We start from the raw sequence: 22176 nt of genomic DNA, 5'->3' as shown, positions 1-22176 counted from the left end.
AGTAATATCAAAATGCGATAGCACGCCAAGCGGCTACATTACGTTTGCTCATAGCATCAAATATTCGCTTTTCTTGCGCAGATAATAGGGACTTAAATTGGTTATTTCCAAAAATTAGTTCTAATTGTGTAAACATATAGTCTAAATCACTATCATTCAAATAACCTGTCCTATTATTCAAAAATACAGACGCTTCTAAAAATAGACGTTTATAAAACTTGCTATCCATATTCAGATTAACTTTTTTAGCAATTTCAAGAGAATATTGAATAATATAGAGTTGGTCATAGCCTAGATTTCTTCTACTTAAAGAATTAGAGATTGAGTGAGGATTACTCCGGTATAAGTAACCAACTTTGTCTAAAATTGCATAAGTCTTTGCTATACGTAAAATAATATTACTAATAATTGCATCTTCCCAATAAAGACCTTCTGGAAATCGAACTTTCTCAAATAATGCCCGGTGATAAATCTTACCCCATGCAAAACCCTTGGCATAATTATCAATGTTACTTGTCATTTCCAAAAAAGTATTCTGCCCTTCTTTACTATAATCTGTCGATAAAAACTTATTGACATCTGACTCTCTAAAAAACTGGGTGAAGTTAAATTCGACAATATCGATATTTTTTTTGACAGCTAAGTCAATGGCTTGCGACAGTATGCCATACGCTAACATATCATCAGAGTCAATAAAAGTTACATATAATCCTTGGCAATTTTTTAACCCTATATTGCGAGAAGCAGATACACCTAAATTTTTATCGTTGATTAGCAATTTCAAGTTTTTATAATTGTGCTGGATATCTTCTAAAATCTGATGAGTTTGGTCTGTTGAGCAGTCCTCAACCACGATAATTTCATAATCTTGAAAACCGGCTAACGCATTAACTACCGAATCTAAGCACTGTACGATAAATTTTTCAACATTATAAGCAGGAATAATAATACTTAGACCAATCGTCGGCGCAAAATCAAACCCAGCAAACTGAGATTCTTTAAATTCATAAGGTTTAAAATTTAAAGGTTGCGCATCCTTGCATACCTTTTTATTAAGATAACGGTGATAATAATAATTTGAATGCCGATAGCCTGAATAAGCCCCATAAACACCATTAGCAAACAACTGATTATCCAGTAAACTATTGGGTAGTTTTAGTTTCCTCACCACAGCATTGCTAATAGCAAATTTTTTGGCGTTATTAGTAGGTTGAGTCATTGGTTATCCTCCACTAACTTTCGTATAGTTGTTGAAGCGCAATAGCATTTTGATAGATATCAAAACCTTGCTGGGATAAAGTATTAAATATTTGCTCATCAGATAAACTGAATTTAGCAAAATTCATTACTTTTTCCGCCCAAATTTCTGCATTATCAATGGGTAAGAACTGAACTAAACCAAGACCTAAATCTACTTCTTTGGCAACCGTGTTAGAAACTAGAGTAGGCAATCCTGCTGCCTGGCTCTCTACTAACACCACTGGAAAACCCTCATGAAGCGATGGTAATATCATTAAATCAGAATTCGCCATTAGTTCGATGACATCCTTTCTCACACCCCAAAATTTAATATTTTCGGTTAACTTTTTATTTTTTACCTGATCTTCTATCTGATGACGCAACTGCCCATCACCTACGAGATGGATATTAAATTTGGCTTGTTGCTCTTTCAAAGCTTCTGCAATATCTAAGACAAACGCGTGGTTTTTGACAGGCATAAATCGTGCAACCTGAATAATGTTGATTACATTACTATCAAATTGTGGATTTTTTTTACTTTCATTCACTGTATTTTGAATAGCTCTTACATCAACTGCATTAGGCAAAATGATGACATTATCATCATCACCATATAAATATGTCTTAGCTTCGTTACCACAGGCGATTTTATGGGTAGCTAAGCGGTTAATGGCTTTTTTGGCAAGTTTTTCATAAGCAAAATGTATCGTGCCTTTGCCCCCGTTACTGGTGTTATGCGAATGCGAGATACGCATTTTTACACCGGCAAGTGATGCCGCTGTCAGTTGGAATGCATTGTTGAGTAATACATGAGAATGCACGATTTTATATTCTGGATGAATCTTTAAAAAACGATAGAGCTCTACCATTCTCCCAACTGAGTCTTTAGCCACAATAGGAATAATTTGCCCACCTAGTGCAATGATTTCATCATCATAATCGCCTTTGTCAGTCGTGAAAGTGACAAAATCAAATTGGAATTTCGAGCGATCGATACTTCGATAGAGATTCATGAGCATGGTCTCAGCCCCTGCTCTGTCCATTTTACCAATGACGTGAAGGATACGTTTCATCTATAGTTCCTTGATTAAAGGCTCATAAAAAGAATTTAGATTTAGCAATTTCGGCTGTATCGATTGCAACTCAGTTAAATACTGCATAAATCTTTCCTCTTCAAACGCTGGCAAGAATTTAATATATCCGCAACCCTCAATCCATTGATAAGTCCCTTTGATTTTATGATTGTTATTGGTAAGTACGATACAAGGGGTTTGAGTAATATAAGCAAAAATCATCCCATGTAGTCTATCAGTCACCACGATTTCTGCCTTCCCAAAGTCTTGCCAAATATCATTTAGCGCCTTTTTTCTAGCTTCAATGCTTAAATTATTTTCATTGATATGCGTGTCACGATAGCAAATATCTTGGTTATAGTATTGCTTTAAGCCATCAATGATTTTTTGAGAGGTAGTGTTATCGATTGATTTTTCCTTATCATCCCTTAGGCAAATAACAGCACCTCGCCTATGTGATTGGGTGATCACATCTTTTAAGGTCAATACGATATCGGGTGTTTGGATAATATTATTTTGTAGGAAATTCGCTTTCATCAATTCAAAAGATACTTGCTCTCGTGCAACCAATGTCAATTTATTATGATTTTGATAGGTATTTTTAGCTTTGCTAAGCCGTTTTTGCCCGTACTGTGATTCGGAGAAATCAAAAGTCTGAGGAAAAGAGATAATTTTTTGCTTTGGAAATTGCTTAATAACTAACTGACGTAATGTCTCAATCTGCTCATACAAATCACCCATATTACCACCACCAATAAGTGTGACAATATCATTAGGCTGAATGTATTTTTTTACCCACCAAATACCCTCAGCAGTCTTGCTAATAGGTATTTCTATCACTTGATAGCCTTGGTCTTCCAAAAACTTGGTTTGTGCATATGTAATTGCCACATCACCAAGGTTACCATAATCAGCCGCTAAGAATAAAAAAGCCTTTTTCTGATGGTTAGTTAAATTCGCATCCTCAAAAAATTGAGCCTTGCTAAACTTGGCTTTATAAAAATGCAATTTATATTTGACGTCAAAAGGAATATATTGTTTTAAGTTCATCTTAACCTCTGATTTGTGCCAATGCCGCAATGGGGTATTTGGCACGCATTTTGATTAGTTGATAGTAAATTTTATCGTTTTTTGTTTTGGGATTATAAAATTGGGTATAACTAATCAAATCTTCATCGTTTAACATATTTTCTATGTACTTGATTTTTTGATTAAAGTTAAATTGATTTTTATAATGGAATAAGTTCAACACACAATAACGCAGCCCACCAATAAGGTTACTTGCTAAAATTTCTTGCTTATTATCAAATGACCAAGCATTTAAAAACTCTTGTAATCCTTCGTGCTTTAGTTTGACCCACTCAAAACTTTGTTCATGAAATTGCTTGGTCAATGTCACAACTGGGCGTTGTATATAATGCACATAAGGTTTTGGATTAAATACTATTTTGTCAGCATATTGATAGACTTTGGCATTAAATAATATGTCCTCTACCAATGACACACCCTTGGTAAAGGTGATTTGATGTTTGTCTAAGTACTGTTTTCGATAGAGTTTATTCCAAGCATAACCCAAGATATTAAGCATATAGGGTGTAAAATAGATAGCTTCACCGTTTATCCAATCTGGAGTTTCAGGAATATGCGGGATTGCCTCAACTAATTGTTCATGCAGATCTACATTGTCTTGGTAAAAACCAAAGACGACAAAATCTACTTGTTTATCTTCTAAAATTTTTAAATTATCTTCAAGTAAATTGGGTTCTATCCAATCATCCGAGTCTAAAAAGTAGATGAAATCGCCTGTCGCAATATTAAGTCCGTAATTTCTGGCATCGGATAATCCGCCATTGGGCTTGGTATAAACTTTTACCCTTTTATCAGTTGTCTCAAATTCTTTAGCGATAGCCTCGCTGTTATCTTTTGAACCATCGATGACGACAATAAGCTCAAAGTCAGTATGTGTTTGATTCAAAACCGATTGGATAGACTTCGCAATGTATTTTTCTACATTGTACACAGGTAGGATTACTGATATCTTCACGAGTATATTAACCTCAAAACTTTTTCTAGAATTAAAAATTGTCTTTTTTCAAAAAGCTTGACAATTAAGCTTCTTTTAGGTGAAGACCAGTCATAACTATAATAACTAAATAGGTCTTTATAAATTTTTGAGTCTCTAATCAGAGAAATTTCCTTTTTAAAAAAAGATTTTTCTGGATTATTCGCGGCATTATTTAACAACAACATTAAGCTATGATTAACATAATAATTAGCTAAATCTTTATTTATCAATTTTTTATCAATATTTGATAGATGAATGTTTTTTCTAATGGCAAATTGATTTTCTATTTGATTTAATAAGTTAGGTTTGAATTTAATTTGAGTAACAGATTGGTTATTAATGCGAATATGATAAAGATGTTTTCGAATATTCACGATTTTTTTTGCAAGATTAAAACTTTCAAGTATAAATAACCCATCCTCGCCTAACTTGACAGATTTGTTAAACTGTAGATTATTATTTATTAAAAACTCTCTACGAAAAGCTCTTGTATAACAGAACCAAAAGCCTTCCTGCTGTGATGTGGTAACCAAAAACGCTTCTATCTTTTCACGATTACCAAGGTTTCTATTATTTTTGGAAGGTATTGATTCATCATTTTTGTCGGTAAAATAGCCAAATTCAATAATATCTGGTAGATTATTTAAACAAGATTTAAGTGATTCAAAGTAATCTTTTTCAATCCAGTCATCTGCATCTATAAAACAAATATATTGACCTTTAGCGAGACTAATACCCTTGTTTCTTGCAGTCGAAACCCCATGATTGGCTTGGTCGTGAATAGTAATATTATTTTTTTTATTTTGGTACTCTTTCATAATATCTAAAGAATTATCAGTTGAGCCATCATTAATCAGTATAACTTCGAAAAAAATATCGTTGGATAACTCATTCTGAAAAATACTATCTAAACAGTCGATTAGAAAGCTTTCGCAATTATAACATGGAATAATGACTGAAAATTTTATTTCATTTATTTTGCTCTGTTCAAACATATTCATAAATATTTCGATATATATTCGGGAAAAATTAAACTTTGAAATTTACTTTTTGTAAAACATTAACTATATAAAAATTACTAAACTGCTTGGATTTAAATATAGTCATTTTATAATTTTTTTACTTTGATTTTATTGAGTAGATGGTTTAACCAAACCCACTCAATAAATATTAATCCATGATTGTAGAACTTCCGATAGCCAGATAATTTAACCAAGTCCACATTAACTCTATTGTCTTTATCTTTTAATGATATATAAGTTCTAATTAATTCAAAATGTTTTAACTTAAATTTAATAATACTACTACTCACATAGTCAGCGAAGCAATTAACGTAAGTTATTGAATATAAATCATTATCTAGTATTTTTTGATATGAATATTTGATTACGAATTCGTAACTTGCTAGTTGTTTTTTTACATTACTAATTTCTAATGATCTCAAGCTACTATCATTATTCGTACGGTAATAATAAAATATAGTTTTAGATATATAGAGATTTCTAGCATTAATAATTAGATCAGTCATGAATATAATGTCTTCAAAATAAATATTAGGAATAAATCGCTGATTTAAAAATAATTTTCTCTTAAATATGTACAGCCAAGAATACCAATTATGATTATTAAAAATCTCTTTTTGTATTAATTTATTATTTTTAAAATAACCTTCATGTTCACTTATGCTAATCGTATGATTAGTATCTCCTGGAATCTGCATAAAACGCTGAGCCTCGAGACATACTACATCAACTTTATGTTGACTGATAATTTCTAAGAAACTTCTGAAATAATTTACAGATAATCGATCGTCAGCATCTAAAAAAGCAATATACTCGCCACTAGCAATATCTAGTCCAACATTCCTAGCAACACTTTGACCTTGATTTTTTTGATGAATTATTTTGAAACAACCTGCTAAATTTGCCGGTAATGCTTCTAAACATTGCCTAATAATATCAATTGAGTTATCTGGCGTACCATCATCAATAATAATTACTTCAATCTCATCAGTTATTTGTGATGTTATACTTTCAATACATTCTTTAATAAAGATTTCAACTTTATATACAGGAATGATGATAGATAAAATTTTTGTAACCATAAGGAATACTCTATGAGTTATTTTTTAGGGAGTCTACTATTGAAATAATTTATTAATATTTTCTTCTCTGATTTTGTAATACCCAAAATATATATAAAAGACAATATTATGATAACTTGCCCAAAACTAAGTAGAACGAATTCTAAGAAATTATTAGCCTTAAATACGTAAATAAATGGGTATAGCACTGACCCTACGACAAGCGTTACTGTAACTAATTTTAATACTACTGCACTAAGAAAGTTATAAATATTAAATGTATTAACCTGCTTTGCTGCTATCAATAAGTTTGCTAAACTTACTAGTATATTAACCATAATTAAAATAATATAAGCCCAATAATAAGGATACCCCGCTTTAAAAGTTAGATAAATTATAGGAAGTGTCAGTAAGATAATACTACCGGTAATTAGACTTATTGACTTTATATTACCAGTAGCATGTATTAAACTTATTAACGGATTAAATATAACAGTAATCATGAAATTACATAAAATGAAAATCGTAATAACCTTAGCATATTTAGGCGGTGTAGATAACCACAACTTTAAGATATAATCTATATTCACAATAACTGGGACGCATAAAATCAGTAATAGGTAATAAGAAAAACTTGAAGAATAATTAATTAATTTATTCATTCTATAACTATCATTTACTGCATAACTTTGCATCATTTGCGGCTTAATAGCTAGTGAAATGTTATTAGCAAAACTTCCTACTGCTGCCATAATTTGATTTCCAATTTGCATACTAGCTACCATTAGCAATCCAAAAAAGTTATTCATGATAAGCGTTGTGCCATGGTCTCTTAAAATGACAGCAAAATTGCCATACAAGTCCCAACCAATGAAACTTGATATCTGTTTTAAAAAATTTTTATCGATTCCTGCTGTTAGGCTTACTTCTTTATATAAATTTTTAGTTATAGAAATATATATTAAACGACTTAATACAGTGCTAACTAATAATGCAGAGGCATAATAAATCAACCTATTTTCACTAGTTAATATTAATAAATAAGCTATCACCAGTTTCGTTAAACTTTCAAATATAGAAATAAATGCATAAGCTTTAAAATTTTCTTTTGCAATAAGTAAGGCTTCAAAAGGAATTGTAACAATTATAATAAATAGAGAAACCACCGATAAGTTGAAGACATCATTTGCGATTGCAAATTTTTCGTTAGGAATATGAATATAATATTTAAGTAAAAACTTACCTAGTATTTCTAGGAATAAACAAATAGTTATTGCAATTCCTAAGTGTATTGCAAAAGAAGTATGAAATAACTTACGAATATTAGGTAAATCCCGACTAATCATTTCAATATTGAAAAAACGATTAGTTGCGCCTGTTAATGCATTTTGTAAAAATGCAATTAAAGCAATGAGACTGCCAACAGTGCCATATAGACCATAATCCTCTACCCCTAAATTTTTCAACACAATGCGTGTAGTGAATAAACTTACAAACAATGTAATCAGAAGCCGAAAATATAAGGCGATAGTATTGCTTAATATTTTTTTGTTAGACATAGATTCTTAAAGCTTTAATAATTAGAAAAAATATATAATGACTAACTTAACAATTATTTTTTTACTGTCATGGTATAATTTTTCATTTCCGTTTGATTTCAATTACATTACTCCTTCAAGCAAGCGAATTTATTGATTTATATTTATAGTTTTAGACTATCGTCAATCTATAGATAAAGAATCAAGGCGTTAGAAAAAATGGTGCGATTTGAAGACATGAGTTACACCATAACTTTTTTATTGAGCTGTTGCCGTTGGCTATAACCCTCAACATATTTTTCAAATTGTAATTTTAACCAATCAATATCTTGGGTAGTTTTATACTGGTTAGTAACCTCTGTTAAAAATTGCTCTATCGTTGCTCTATCAAAACAGTGTTCACGAGCTTGTCTAATCAATGGGTGATCAGTCTGACTGATGTTATCACCACCGATAATAAGCTCTTCATACAATTTTTCACCAGGGCGTAATCCAACAAATTCAATAGCAATACCTTCATTAGGGTCAGTATCCTCTCCTTTAACCACATGACCACTCAGGCGTATCATACGCTTTGCTAAATCTACGATTTTAACCGACTCACCCATGTCTAGGACAAACACTTCGCCCCCTTCAGCCATTGCGCCTGCCTGAATTACAAGCTGAGCAGCTTCAGGAATAGTCATAAAATAGCGAGTTACATCAGGGTGAGTTACAGTGAGAGGACCCCCTGCCGCTAACTGTCGGTTAAATAAAGGCACGACCGAACCAGAGGATCCTAATACATTGCCAAATCGTACCATACTGATAGTCGTAGTCGTTTGACTAGCTGCTAATGCTTGACAAGCCAACTCTGCCATGCGTTTGGTAGCGCCCATGACATTGGTAGGTCGAACCGCTTTGTCAGTGGAAATCGCCACAAAGGTACGAACTTGAGTATTGATAGCGGCTTGCAGGGCTCGATATGTACCAATAAAGTTATTAACTGCACCTTCGTACTGATTTGATTCTACAATTGGCACATGCTTATAGGCCGCTGCATGATAGATGGTTTCCACTTGATACTTTTTACAGAGATTTTCAAGTAACCTTTGGTTCGTAACACTACCTAAATGTGCATGCAAAGCAATGTTTACGCCTGATTGACTTTCAATTACCTTTATCAATTCTTGTTGGATACAGTATAAGGCAAATTCAGATACTTCAAATAATATTAGCTCTTTGGGCTGCTGTTTAATAATTTGACGACATAGTTCACTGCCTATTGACCCACCTGCACCCGTCACCATTACTACTTTACCACTAATATCTTTTTGTAATAATTGTTGATTAGGGGCTACTGTCTCACGCTGCAATACATCCAGAACATCTACTGGCTTTATATCTGATAATTGCAACTTACCGCTAGTAATATCATCTAGACTTGGAATTTGGCTAATCTGGACTGACATATCCTCAAGACTATGGATGATATTATCTTTAAGAGGTTTTAAGTCATTAGGCAATGCCAAAAATAAATGCTTAATCTCAAGATTTTTTATGAGTTCGCGTAGTTTCTCTCTGGGATAAACCTTTACTCCAAGTATTCGGGAACCCTCTAATGTTTTTCGCTCATCAATAATAGCTACAATCTGATATTTCCTTGATTGTTGTAGCACGTGAAGTAAATCTTTGGTGATATTACCCACGCCATAGACTAAAACATTTTGAGTTTCCTTAGGATGTTTAGTCTCGTAGAGTATGTTATTAACTAAAAATTGTATAATAATTCGACTAATCCATAGCCACATATATAGCAAAAATACATGAATTGCAGGGGCTGCTCTAGGTATGTCAGGCAATTCATCAGAATATATCAGGATTTGCCCTACTAACATACAAACCAACAAAACAGTCAGCACGACACGCATACTTTGGTCTTGGAAAACACGTAGTACGTTACTGTAAAAATGCGTTAAAGCTAATATTACAATAGGTAACGATGCAAACAATACGACAGTTATTGGGTTGACATGCGGTTCAAAATCTCCATACCGTAGGGCAATTGCTATGAGTAAAGTAAATATAGATGCAACTAAATCTAATAAGATTAAGCCAATTATTTTAATCCATCTAGGTTGCTCTATCGCATTAGACAAAATTTTAAAAATTATTGACTGATTAGAGTTACTTACTCTATTCTTCATTTTGATATCTCAAAGGGTCATGTATATTAAATTCAATTGGAAGATTTTTCATGTCTAGTTTTTTGATTTATAATCATAACCATAATGATAATTGTACGCCCCGATTAGAGACTGCTTAGCATCATTAAAGATAATACCTTCAACATTCACGTTGGACTTGTTTAATCTTTCAATCGCATAATTAACTTGTCGAACACTGGAAACGTCATAACGAGTGACGAATAAGACTGAATCAACTAACTGTCCTATGGATAACGTATCTGAAGTGCCCAATACTGGAGAAGTATCAATAATAATATAATCATAGAATTGTCGATAAAAATTGAGTAATGCTTCCATTTTTCCATTTAAGAACAATTCTGAAGCGTGGCTATGCCCTTTGCCTCTGGGTATAAAATGCAGATTTTCATATAGCGTGGTTTGAATCATATAGCTGCTATTAGCCGCATCAATCGTATCATCAACCAAATAATCAACCAATCCATTAATATTTGGTAAATTAAATCTATCTTGCAGATGACCTAACCTTGCATCTGCGTCTATTAACAAGACTTTCTTATTTGCCATAGCCATAGCGACCGCAAGATTGGCAGAGATAAATGATTTACCAATATCAGGTCCCGCGCCCGTAATTAATAAAATATCACAATCAGTTTTTTTAGCATTGAATATCAGATGAGTTCTGAGTGATTTAAAACCTTCACTGACAACTCCCTCAGGTTCAATTTGCTCAACTAATGGAAACTTTCTAGCCTTGTTCTTTAATTGTCGTGTTAAACGCGATGAATGAGGAATGACACCAATAACCGGAATATCCGTATTGTTCTCTAATTCTTCTAAATTTTTCACGCCCGCAAACAATAATGATTTTAAGAAGGCTAATCCGATGCCTAACATCAAGCCTAAGAGTGTTGCAATTAGGACAATTTGTGCCTTTTTAGGGGCAATTGGTACATAAGTGTTAATGGGTAAATCAATAATTCTTACATTACCTAATTGACCTGATTTTACAATTTGAAGCTGCTCATAATTTTTGAGCATATTTAAATAAATTTCATTGCTAATCTTAACATCACTCGATAATTCTAAAAACTGACGTTGAACCTCTGGAATACGGGTAATATTTTGTTTAAGAGCATCTTCTTTGTCTTTTAGCTCTTGTATTTGCATATTTAATTGCTTTAATACTGGATATTCATCCGTATAACGCTCGGATAATTCGGCTCGTTTTAGCTCAAGCTCACGCAGGTTGGTTTCAATGGTCGCTCTTTGTGTGACAGCCAATTCCGCTTCTTTATCAATATCAACTGTCGCATTTTGCTCACGGAAATTATTAAATTTTGCTTCCGCTTCGGCAAGCTTTGTTTTTAATTTAGGCAGTTGCTCTTGCATAAATGCCAGGGTTTTGGTCGTTTCTGCGCTACTTTTATCAAGATTTTGCATTTCATACATTTTAACGATGCGCGTTAATGTATGGGTGATTTCATCTTGATTAGCACCTGTAAGTGAAGCGTCCAAAATGCCTGTTTGTTTACCTTTTTCAGCCACCGCAAGATTTGCTCTAAGGCTATCTATCGCCTTAGCCGGTGTAAGTTTACTCAAGTTATAAGAATAACCCGAGGCTAATGAGGTGACTTGAATATCAATATTACCCGCACTGGTTTTAAACCGCGATGCCGTTGCAACTTTACCGGTAAACTCTGTGCCATCAGGAGAGATCAGTTTAAAATTTTGGCTGTCTATGGCAGTTAAAGTGAAAATTTTGTTCTGATAAGCCAAAGGGACATTAAATTCAGCTATCCACAATCCAACCTTTAAATTACCCACCCCATTGTCTGTATGACTAACTAAGACATTTTTCTTAATCAGTAATTTGTCTAAAAAACTGTCTTTTACTTGATTGACATTTAAATCCAAATGTAATTGATTAATGACAGGCCATAAAATCATACGAGAATTGATGATTTCTACTTCTGTTTGGGCGGAGCCATCTTGAGCGTTTAGAAGACCGGCAACATCCTCACCTAAAGCAGAAACGCCTGTAGATTTTTTATCAACTTGAATCAATGAGTTGGTTTTATAAATTGGCGTTGCCGATTGGGCATAGTAAATACCGCCTAATAAACCAAGTAACAGCATTGATAAAATTAATTTCCAATGATTTAACAAAGTTGCGATTAACGCTCTTAAATCAATTTCATCATCATTTACTTTCTGATCCATGCTCACTCACTTGATTCTAAACTACGATAAAATACATTTTAATTGTTACAGAATAAATAAATCTTTCTTATAATTTCGAAAAACTCGCTAGCGTCAAAATTTACGCTAATTTATCCTTCCAACTTTCTACGGCTTTATTGAGCAATTCGCGGCTTTCATAAAATTTCTCAATAGGTAGTTTATAAGGATCGGCTACATTTTCATTTATCCAATGACCAATCCGATATACTTTGCCACGTTGGCTTGAGTAATTTTGTTTCATCCAACTCTCTTGATCTTTGGACATACACAGTACTAAATCAAAGGCTTGCATCAATTCTTGGGTAAGCTGCTGGGCGCGATGACTACGAATATCAATATTCCATTCATCCATCACTTGAATGGCTTTTTCATCAGCCCCTTCGCCCACTAATGCACTTAATCCCGCTGATTTTACAGTCAAATTAGGATGCTGCTGCTGTAATAGCGCTTCACCGATAGGACTACGGCAGATATTACCGACGCATACCACTAAAATTTTTTTAAATGACATCGTTAATTTCCATGCGGTTAAAAGCTTCTAGCAATATTTGTAATTGAAGAGAATGGTAAGATTTGACTGATTACACGATTCCAACGTGTCAGACCTGTTGGGTCTACATACACGACATCACCCGGCTGCATTTTAAATCGATTTGCAACTGAAAAATTTGTAATAGAAGTTAAATCAATATGATAAATATTTGACTCGTTTTGGTAACTATTTTCTCTTAATACGTATACCTTTTTAGCATTTGCAGAGGTGGGCACCATACCATTGGCTTCCCCAATCGCACCAATCAAACTTAATCCATTCTCAGGAATTTGGATAGGACTGGGTTTGGTAAACTCACCCATTACCGTGACTTTATGATTGGTAATATCACCAACTTTGATGGTATCGCCATTTCTCAAATATAGCGAATTTGGCGAGTACCCGGCATTTTGCAGTGATTTAAAACCAAAGTTGTAGATGCTACCGTCGCGTATCAGCTGAATATTGTCGGTATCTGAGGTATTAGTAGTACCGCCTGCCATACTGATTGCTGTATACAGATTGACTGGCTGATCAGCGATATCATACTGTCCAGGCGATTTTACCTGGCCATCGACATAGAACTTATGCCCCCGATAGGAAATGACCCGTACTTGCGGATCTGGGTGTTTAAGATAACGAGATAAACGGCTTGCTAGGTGGCTGGTGAGTTGTGAAACTGTTAAACCTTCAGCTTTCACTCGCCCTATCATGGGAAACTGCAAAAAACCGCTTTGGTCGACTAGGTAGCCACTCGCATAAATACTATTACCTCCCGATTGAACACCTTGCGTGATTTCAGGGTATCCTGGTAAGAATATTTCAATCACATCGCCTTTTGCAATTGCACTATAGGTTGCAGCGGATTTTGAGACAGGCGGAAATGAGAGTGTTCTCTGCCCTAATAGATTAGGTACTGGAATGTTATTTGCCGTTAATTCGGTTACATTAAAACGAATGCCATTATCTGCTACAAATGACACGGGTTGATCGGGTACTGTTGATTCAGGCAATTTACCAACATTCATACCGCTAATAATCGCTGTTTTAGAGCTACATCCAGCAAACGAAAGTGCAAAAATGATAGGAGATAATTTTATAAGCTTTGCTAACATGTGACAATCTCGTAAGATAAAAGGCTCGTAGGATAAAAGGCAAAATCTAACAGTAAACCAATAATAGTGCGTAATTGTAATAAAAGTTTAATGCTACACGCTTGTAAATTTTGTAAATTTAAGTAAGTGATATAGCCATCATGACCTATCAGTTTATAATATTAACTATTGAGAAAAGCGTTAACTCTTAATTTCAATAATATTTAATCCATTATAGCATTATAGATTTACTTGATAAACAATTAAAAATAATACCTTAATCATTCTTTTATACAGCAATTTTAGTTTAAAAAAAAAGCCCCTGTAATTAGGAGCTTTAATTTGGTACCAGTGGTCGGACTGTAACTACCATAATAAAGCCTTGAAATTAAAGCCGATACCAAAAATTACAAAATAATTTACTGTAAAAATTACTGCTATATATATTTAGTCTGCGTATATTAGCATGGTTTTAACTTAATTATCCACAGCAGCCCAGCGCAAGTTACCCACTACCCATCAATATATCAATCGTATCAAAGGAATATCAAATTATGGTTTTAGTATCAAAATAATCGCAATTTTTTCACATGGGTCTGCCTTGATACCGCGTGTTCATGGTGGGTCAACCAGTCTAATTTTCATATCAATTTGAATATCAAAAAAGCAAAAACGTCCCATAAAAAAACCTAGCATGAAGCTAGGTTTTTTTATTTTTTATATTTGCTTGATTTTTAGTAATCTAAAATTGTGTCGGTGATGGATGCCCGCATTTCCATGTCTTCATCAAATAATCGATAATCCCTTTCTTTATCAATCGTCCAATCCATGTTATCAATGCTGTGCGTCGCGGACTCTTTTAGGTAGAAAGTATCGGCCATGACGAGTGTTTGCGCGTCATTATCCCCTTTGTACTGGCGCTCGATGTCAGCATCAGTCTCATCACCCATGTTATAATCCTGGCGTCGCAAAACATCCTTTAAAGCCCACCAATAAACCCCATACTGGCGGTAGTGTTGGATATTGTCTTTGAGTCGATTGTAAATCACGCCTGCTGCCTGGGCAACAAACGCATCCATATTTTCACCGCCATCTAAAGTAGCTGATAACTCAGCTACTTTTTGTTGGATTTCGTCTTTGTCGAATAAATATTCCATTAAGCCACCTTTTTAATTTGTAAGTCATTACCCGCGGATGGGTAGTCTTCAACTAGCTTGGCATAAGCCTGATAAGACACAAGCCATTGTGAGTTATTGCCATCCCACAAGTATTTGCGGGTGCTTCGATTGATTGACGCACCATGCTTGCTGGCATAGTCTTTGATTTCTTGTTTCCATTTTTTAGTGTCGCCTGTTACAGCAACGGTATCACCAGGCTGCAGACTACCTGTTTCTGCTTTTTTGGCTTTATATTTTTTGGCGTTATCGTTGAGATAAAACCAAAAATCAAAGCTATCAACGTCTGTATTGCTGCTCGTACCTATTCTTAATGCGTTATAAGACAAGATATCTTTTTGGGCATCCGACAAGCCATCTAAAATACCGCTATCGGGTTTTACATAGTCATTATACAGCTTGCTTGAAAGCGCTGAAATATCATCGCTAGAAAAATCATCTGGCAGTGCATTTAACGCATCACGAACCGTAACCAAAAAGCCTTCTGGTTTTTTGACGAATCTATTAACGACACTGATATCAATGACATCAATGTCTTTTTTATCAACCGATATATTATTGCTCTCGATAAAGTCGGTTATTGGCGTATATAGGTTGAGCTGCTTGCCGTTATTTCTAACAACAACCGCGCTATCATCATCGATATTAAACCACTCCTCATCAAGATTGATATTGACCCCATCTTTTTTGTAAGTATCGAGAAGCGCCTTGGTTAAGTCTGTATCTAGTCGCAAAATAGAGACTGGCAAAACATAAGGGAACGTGCCATTAACCAGCTCATGATGAGGTACATTAAACTTAGGCTTGATGTCGTATCTAACAGTAATATTATCGTCTCGGTACTCAGCCACCATCGGGATAACCGCGCTAAATTTACCCGTTTCGCCTTTTCTGAGAACGCCTGTTGCGTAAAGCGCATCTTCAATCTTCGCCAACGCCTTGACCCCTGCCAGATAATCTGGATGGGTGGATAGCAATACTTGTTTTTTGCCACCTTGGTTCCTAAAAGAAACGCTATAAATTTTATCGGTGTAGCTTGGCTTATAGGAATAATCCAACTCTTTATCTATAACGCCATAAACGCCATCGTTATCATTGTCGATGACAATCGCGCCCACCTCGATATAATCACCGTCTTCAATTTTAGCCTTGCCATCTATCATTTTCTGGTCAGCATCATCCGGTAGTACCATGCCACCATACTCGCTACCGACTTCATTCACGGCGTTTTTAGCGACCCTGATTAGGTTTTTGGCGGTATTTAGTTTTTCGTCAAAATCCGCTTGATAGGCGCTGTCTTTTTTTATAACGACTTCTGCACTGCTGTTGCTGATAACCGCGCTTTGGAATTTAGATACCCAGCCATTCCAACGGTCATCCATTTTATTTGGTGGGAAGTCTTTAGCATCAGCCTTAATCGCTTGGTAGATATCTTCCGCTGTCTTGGTGATGTCGATTAAATCCCCTTCAACCGACTTGTTGGTAATGTGATTCCATACCTTGGTTTGGTAGCTAACCGAGTCGATAATGCGCTGCAAGATGGTCAGTGCGCTATCCTTGTTCGCCTGGTATTTTGTCTGATACTTTTCGCGGGTAGCAATCGTTTTTTTACTATCATTAGCAGCTTTGTAATTACTGATATTTTCGCGGATGATATTAACCACGTTTTTGACATCCGCGGTATAGCCATTTTCAACCTTGGCATATTGCAAAACGTCAAACTGCGCCTGGATGATGCCAATATTGATTGATTGCTGTTTTTTGGCTTTAGCAAGGCGTTCTTGTTTTTCCAACTCATCTTTTTTGGCTTGATACTCTGCCATTGCTTTAGTATCGCCCATCGTGCGAATAAGCGCATCTTGCTCTGATTGAGATATACCGCCAGATACCGCAATTTTATTTTTACCTTCGCCCGATAAAACATTGCTAATCCATTCATCTTTTTTGTTAATCATAGTGCGTTTAAACTCATCAAACGTACCATCGGCATCATAATGATAGATACTCACGGTTCCTGTTAGGTTTCCTTGGCGAGCGCCACGCCCATTGCGCTGCTCTAAGCTGTCAGGCGTCCAACCCGTTGTAAGGTGGTGAATGGCTTGCGTGCCACGCTGTAAATTAATGCCCACCTCAGCTTTTTTATTGGCAATAATGACCTGGTAGCGGTTATCTTCATCAAACCCATTAAAGCCTTCCTGGATGTCAATAATCGCATCGGGTTCGTTGTTAACTTGGCCTGTAATGACTACAATTTTTTCAGCGCTAATGCCGCATTGCTCAGTCAATAGACGCTTGATTTTATTGTGAAGAAATAAATGGTCACAGAAAATAATCTGTTTTACAACACGGCTGTTGGTGCCATCATTTTTTACGCCGCGTGGGTTCGCTAATTCTTGCTTGAAGTTGTCGAGCATAGCAGCTACTTTAGCAGATACCGTCACATTTAGTTTTAAGCCAAGATTATCGGCGATGCTTTCAAAAACCGATTGGTTGATTGAATCCATGGTATCAATCACAATGCGGTCACGACCATCACGATAAACAATACTAGCCTCTACAGTGATTTTATAACCCGTCAAAATATAGCTATCGCCGTCCTTCTTGTGGATTTCAGCCGCGTTATCTGGGTTGGTAAATTCGCTTAGCTTGGTTCGTTCTTCTCTTATTTTCTTCTTGGTGAATAAATCAACTGCTTTCTGCGCTAAATCGGCCTGCGCTGGGTCAAAGTCATAGAAGGTTGCAAAACTGCCAAAATCATCATCAGCAATCATGACATCCATTTTGCGGATAAGGTTGAATGGGTGCCCTAGTAATGCATCTTCTTCACCAAATTTTTCTTTAATTTCATTGTAGGCGGGTTCAAGCGTTGGGTCGAGTAGCATTTCAGCTTTGGCATCACTGACTTTATCTTTGGCAAGCAACCGCGCGATACGGTAAGCTTTTTGCATCTTAACGAGCTCTGCTACCGTGTGTTTGTTTAACGTAACCTTGGTGGCTGTTTCATCGCGGCTTGGGATAACCACGCTCATACCGACGTCCTTAGCGTCTTTGACAGTAGCAATTTGATTGATAGACGTTCTTAGCATATTGCCATTTTGGATGCCAATGAATACGTTTTGTGAGCGCGCGCGCCCGTCAATGGTTGGTACTGTTTCCTCTGCAATATTACACATGACTTTTAAGAAGTCATCAGCCCCGCGGATATTGCCACACATGGCATTAACCTGCTCGCGCCCTGCTGTTAAACATAGCATTGAGTATATCTCTAGCGGGCTATTGGTAATAGGTGTTGCAGTGAGCAGCTGAACGCCATCCTTGTTGGCCGATAAATCACGCACATACCACATTTTAGCCTGGGCATCATCGCCCCTTATCGACGTACTGGGCGTGGATAGATATTTAATGCCTTTTTCGGTTTCAGGTGCAGTGATTGAGTTTTTAAAGGCGTGCGCTTCATCCACAACGATACTATCAACGCTCATATCTTCTAAGTATGGCGCATTGCTTTCACGCACTACCTTTTCAATCTCGCCTGCAAGGTTCCCCTTGTTTTTCTCATCCTTTTTCTTGCTTTCGCTGGCTGCATAGCCGCTATCGGTTTTCTGCAAATAATCGGCATACGATTCAAGCGTATCATCTTTTAATCGGATGCGTTTAAACGCTTCATAGGTCATAAATATTTTGCGATATTGCTTATCAATGGCTTGGGTCAAGTCTTCATCATAAAGATTAGAGAACACACGGAAGCTATCGCCTTTCTCACGCAAGCCGATAAACAAACAGTCATCCATACTGGTATATGCGTGTTTGGCTTCTTTGCGCCAATTTGACAATACGCTGTTAGGCACCACAAAAATCGTTTTCTTTTTTGCCCCAATATTTTGAACGTGCTGAACGCTGGCCAGTGCGGTGAATGTTTTACCCAGTCCAACCCCAAACCCATTAATGCCGCCAAAAAACCGCCCTTGTGAGCGCACAAAAGCGTTTTGATAGCCATGTAGATTTAATGCTGGATTCATGCCTGCGATTTCTACCGCCCTTTCATCGCTGTTTTGTGAAAAATACAGATTTTCATCACCGTTGATACGCTCATCGAGCGCGTCCATAATCTTATCATTGGCTTTAAGCCATGTTTCAAACTCGACATTGGCTGTGTTAATACGGTCAGATAGCCACTCTAGCGCTTCTCTCTCATCCAAGCCTATACTGATACCGCCCAGTGTAACCGTGCCTTTGTTGAGCCAATCACCGAACCTATTAAGGAGTTTTTGTTTGTCATACTTGGGATTTTTGATATCGATATCCGCTATAGGCCGTCCATTTTCATCAAACGATACTTTGGCCGCACTGCCGATATCTGGCTGTGTTTGTAAAAACTTAACTTTGGTTTCAGCATCAATCAATGGACTACGCAAGCTATAATCAATAGCGCGGACATTGGTTTTAATGATGGCATCGCGGGCAAGTGTTTTTTGCTTGATAAGCTTGGCTTTGACAGAACCGTCGGTTGCCTTCTCGATTTCTTTGTCGATATCAGATAAGCGGTCAGACAGCTTGCCAACCAAAAAATCATTGGCGTGAATGACATCGCCATTGGCTTTGACGAACCAATCATCATTTTTTAATGGGTCGATATCTGAGTGAACGCTATTAAATTGCTCGCGGGTGATATATAGGCTTTTATTTTCGTACTGCATTTTGGCGATTTTATCTTGATAATTGACCAATTCCACCTCGCCAATCTCATTATCAACCTCGCCGCGCCATGCCGTACTATAGCTGCCCTTGTTGTAGTGCATGGCGATATATTTATGCGCTTGTTTGGCATCGCCCACAAGATTGCTATTTTTACCATCCAAGAAGGCGTTTTTCATAGCCTGGGTAAGCTTTGGTTCATTGGCCACATAATCATACCCATAGCCACTGTAATCAAACGCCTTATCGATAGCCTTGGCAGTCGTTAATACTTGCCATGCTACCGATTCATTGCCCACCTGTTTTCTTGCGCTGGTAATTAAGTCTTCAAGGCTGTATGGAATGAGTCCGCGCTGCCCTGTGTTTTGGCTGTATGCCAACACCTTGATGACATCATCCCAAGTCACATTATTGACTGCTACCGTGTAGGCGTCCTTCATGTTTGCCAAAAGGTCTTGCATTTGACGGTCTGTATCGGTGACTTCGGTTTCGGTTTCTACCCACACCCCATCTTGGTACGTCAGCTGCTTACCGTTTTGAAAAACAACATCGCCGTTTTTGTACTCGATGAGTGTGGGCTCGGATGCGTTTAGTAAATCCCAGTTAATGCGACTATCACCGAATTTACGCAGCATTTTGGCAATATCGGCATTAGATTTGGTGGTGAATACTTTTTCAGTCAGCCCACCATATTTGTTTGTGACCTCTTGGATTTCGCCCAATACAAAGCGTTTCCCCTCGGTTAAAAAGTATTTGCCACTGATAAAATCATCAAACAACACGCCCGCGCTCGTGAGCGTATCGATACTGCCATTGTCATATAAATCATTGATAGTGGCGGTAGCATCTTCGCTGTATTTGCGAAAGGCGATAACATCCGTCACCACATCCGCACCTGTCTCGTCAAACATACTATTTGGCAAGCGATATGCGCCTAAAAACTCGGCTTTTAGGCTCGCTTTTTGGCGCAACTTGATATTAGATTGCTGTTTCCCAGATACGATATTGGTCGGCGTGACAAATACTGCCAATCCGCCATGTTTAAGCTTTTCAAGTGAACGCAAAATAAAGTAATTCTCTAGGCTTTCATTTTGATAGGCTTTATCAAGCATCTTGTTTGCCCCGCGGTCACTATTTTGACCAAACGGCACATTGGTAATCACCATATCAACGCTATTATCGGCAATGCGGCCTGCTTCTTTTTCAAATGGCGAAACCACGGTATGACTGCGTGTGCCGTCATTTAAGACTTTGGCAATGCCACCAGACACTTCATCGAGTTCCACGCTATCAACAATCGCATTTTGGGGTGAGGTGGCAGTGAATACGCCCGTGCCCGCGCTTGGGTCTAGCACCGTGCCGCCATTAAAGCCTAATTCTTTGGCTAAATCCCACATGCTGCTGGCTAGTTCGATGGGGGTATAGTATTCGTATTGGCTGCCTTTTTTGCCCTCGTGATTGACCACGCCACCGCCGTTGCCGGTATATTTGGCAAGCGTTTCGAGCTGCTCTGTTGTCAGGTCATCGCGGGTCAAGCCTTCGTTTTGGATTTTATTAAGCAGCGCTATTGCTTCGTCATTGGCTTTTTGGCGCGCTCTGACATCGACATTGCCGTTACGGTTGGTAGGCTTAACGCCCTGGCGGTTAAATATTTCGGTTGTGGCTGTTTTGGGTGGCTCTGGGTTAAGCGCCTTATCAATTAACTGTTTTAGGTCGATATCACTGCCTAAAAGGTCATAGCGGTATAAATCCCCTCGGCTGACCCATGTATGATTTTGCAGCTCTTGGGCTTGTAATTTGATAGTAACGTCATCTTTGACGGATAAAGAAAAACGATAAGAGGTGCCGCCGTTATCTAGGTTTTTGCTTTCAACAAATACCAGGTCGGATGGGTTTGCATGAATACCCGCTTCTTCTGATAATTCACGCGCTGCACCTGCTGCATTACTCTCGCCCTGTTCGATTTTACCGCCTGGCATCCACCATTTATTCGGCATAAAATCATCATTGGCATTGCGCTGAACCAACAAAATCTCGTTGGATTCATTGATGACAATCACATCGCCATAGGTTTTTGGTTGCTCGGTAGTCACCGCTTTTTGTGCCATCACTGTTTTGATTTCAGCAAGCGCCCTAAAATATTTACCGTTTGGCAGTGAATGTAGGTTTTCAATGAGTTTTTTAACTTGTGAGATATCCATAAAAATAAGCCTATCAATGAGGGATTAATAGGCTTATTGTGGCATTACTAA

13 protein-coding genes are annotated in these 22176 nt (G+C 36.9%); all 13 read right to left on the bottom strand.

Going from position 1 to position 22176, the window contains the following annotated elements; genetic code table 11:
* Positions 1-7: 7 nt before the first annotated feature.
* A complete protein-coding gene (locus RT084_RS06545; protein WP_313098428.1) occupies positions 8-1219 on the bottom strand; it encodes a glycosyltransferase family 2 protein in 1212 nt (403 codons plus the stop codon).
* A gap of 13 nt (positions 1220-1232) precedes the next feature.
* The gene (locus RT084_RS06540) at positions 1233-2312 is read right to left on the bottom strand and encodes a glycosyltransferase (RefSeq protein ID WP_313098425.1); all 1080 of its coding nucleotides are present in this window, start codon (positions 2310-2312) and stop codon (positions 1233-1235) included.
* Positions 2313-3362, bottom strand: coding sequence for a polysaccharide pyruvyl transferase family protein (locus RT084_RS06535; protein WP_313098421.1), 1050 nt, complete (start codon positions 3360-3362; stop codon positions 2313-2315).
* 1 nt (position 3363) lies between these two features.
* The gene (locus RT084_RS06530; protein ID WP_313098418.1) at positions 3364-4356 is read right to left on the bottom strand and encodes a glycosyltransferase family 2 protein; all 993 of its coding nucleotides are present in this window, start codon (positions 4354-4356) and stop codon (positions 3364-3366) included.
* Entirely contained in the window at positions 4353-5378 is a 1026-nt protein-coding gene (locus tag RT084_RS06525) for a glycosyltransferase family 2 protein (RefSeq protein ID WP_313098415.1), read from the bottom strand. Before RT084_RS06525 ends, RT084_RS06530 begins: the two co-directional genes overlap by 4 nt.
* 107 nt (positions 5379-5485) lie before the next feature.
* On the bottom strand, positions 5486-6481 hold the full coding sequence (locus tag RT084_RS06520; RefSeq protein ID WP_313098411.1) for a glycosyltransferase: 996 nt from the start codon (positions 6479-6481) through the stop codon (positions 5486-5488).
* Between the two features lie 17 nt (positions 6482-6498).
* Positions 6499-8019 carry a lipopolysaccharide biosynthesis protein gene (locus RT084_RS06515; RefSeq protein ID WP_099834074.1) on the bottom strand — a complete coding sequence of 507 codons (1521 nt, stop codon included), beginning with the start codon at positions 8017-8019 and terminating at the stop codon, positions 6499-6501.
* 221 nt (positions 8020-8240) lie between these two features.
* Positions 8241-10184 (bottom strand): polysaccharide biosynthesis protein, encoded by a 1944-nt coding sequence (locus RT084_RS06510; protein ID WP_313098403.1) that lies wholly within the window; start codon positions 10182-10184, stop codon positions 8241-8243.
* Positions 10185-10238: 54 nt separating this feature from the next.
* A complete protein-coding gene (locus RT084_RS06505) occupies positions 10239-12407 on the bottom strand; it encodes a polysaccharide biosynthesis tyrosine autokinase (protein WP_313098398.1) in 2169 nt (722 codons plus the stop codon).
* A 100-nt stretch (positions 12408-12507) separates the two neighbouring features.
* On the bottom strand, positions 12508-12939 hold the full coding sequence (locus RT084_RS06500; RefSeq protein ID WP_313098394.1) for a low molecular weight protein-tyrosine-phosphatase: 432 nt from the start codon (positions 12937-12939) through the stop codon (positions 12508-12510).
* Between the two features lie 17 nt (positions 12940-12956).
* The gene (locus RT084_RS06495) at positions 12957-14075 is read right to left on the bottom strand and encodes a polysaccharide biosynthesis/export family protein (protein WP_313098391.1); all 1119 of its coding nucleotides are present in this window, start codon (positions 14073-14075) and stop codon (positions 12957-12959) included.
* Between the two features lie 713 nt (positions 14076-14788).
* A complete protein-coding gene (locus RT084_RS06490; protein WP_313098388.1) occupies positions 14789-15211 on the bottom strand; it encodes a hypothetical protein in 423 nt (140 codons plus the stop codon).
* Positions 15211-22125, bottom strand: coding sequence for an NUDIX domain-containing protein (locus RT084_RS06485; protein WP_313098385.1), 6915 nt, complete (start codon positions 22123-22125; stop codon positions 15211-15213). The genes RT084_RS06490 and RT084_RS06485 overlap by 1 nt, the downstream gene beginning before the upstream one ends.
* Positions 22126-22176 lie beyond the last annotated feature (51 nt).

This window comes from Moraxella sp. CTOTU48717 (assembly GCF_032057165.1).
GTDB lineage: Bacteria > Pseudomonadota > Gammaproteobacteria > Pseudomonadales > Moraxellaceae > Faucicola > Faucicola tetraodonis.
The sequence above is the reverse complement of the archived record's forward strand: the minus strand, read 5'-3'. Positions and strand labels throughout refer to the sequence as shown.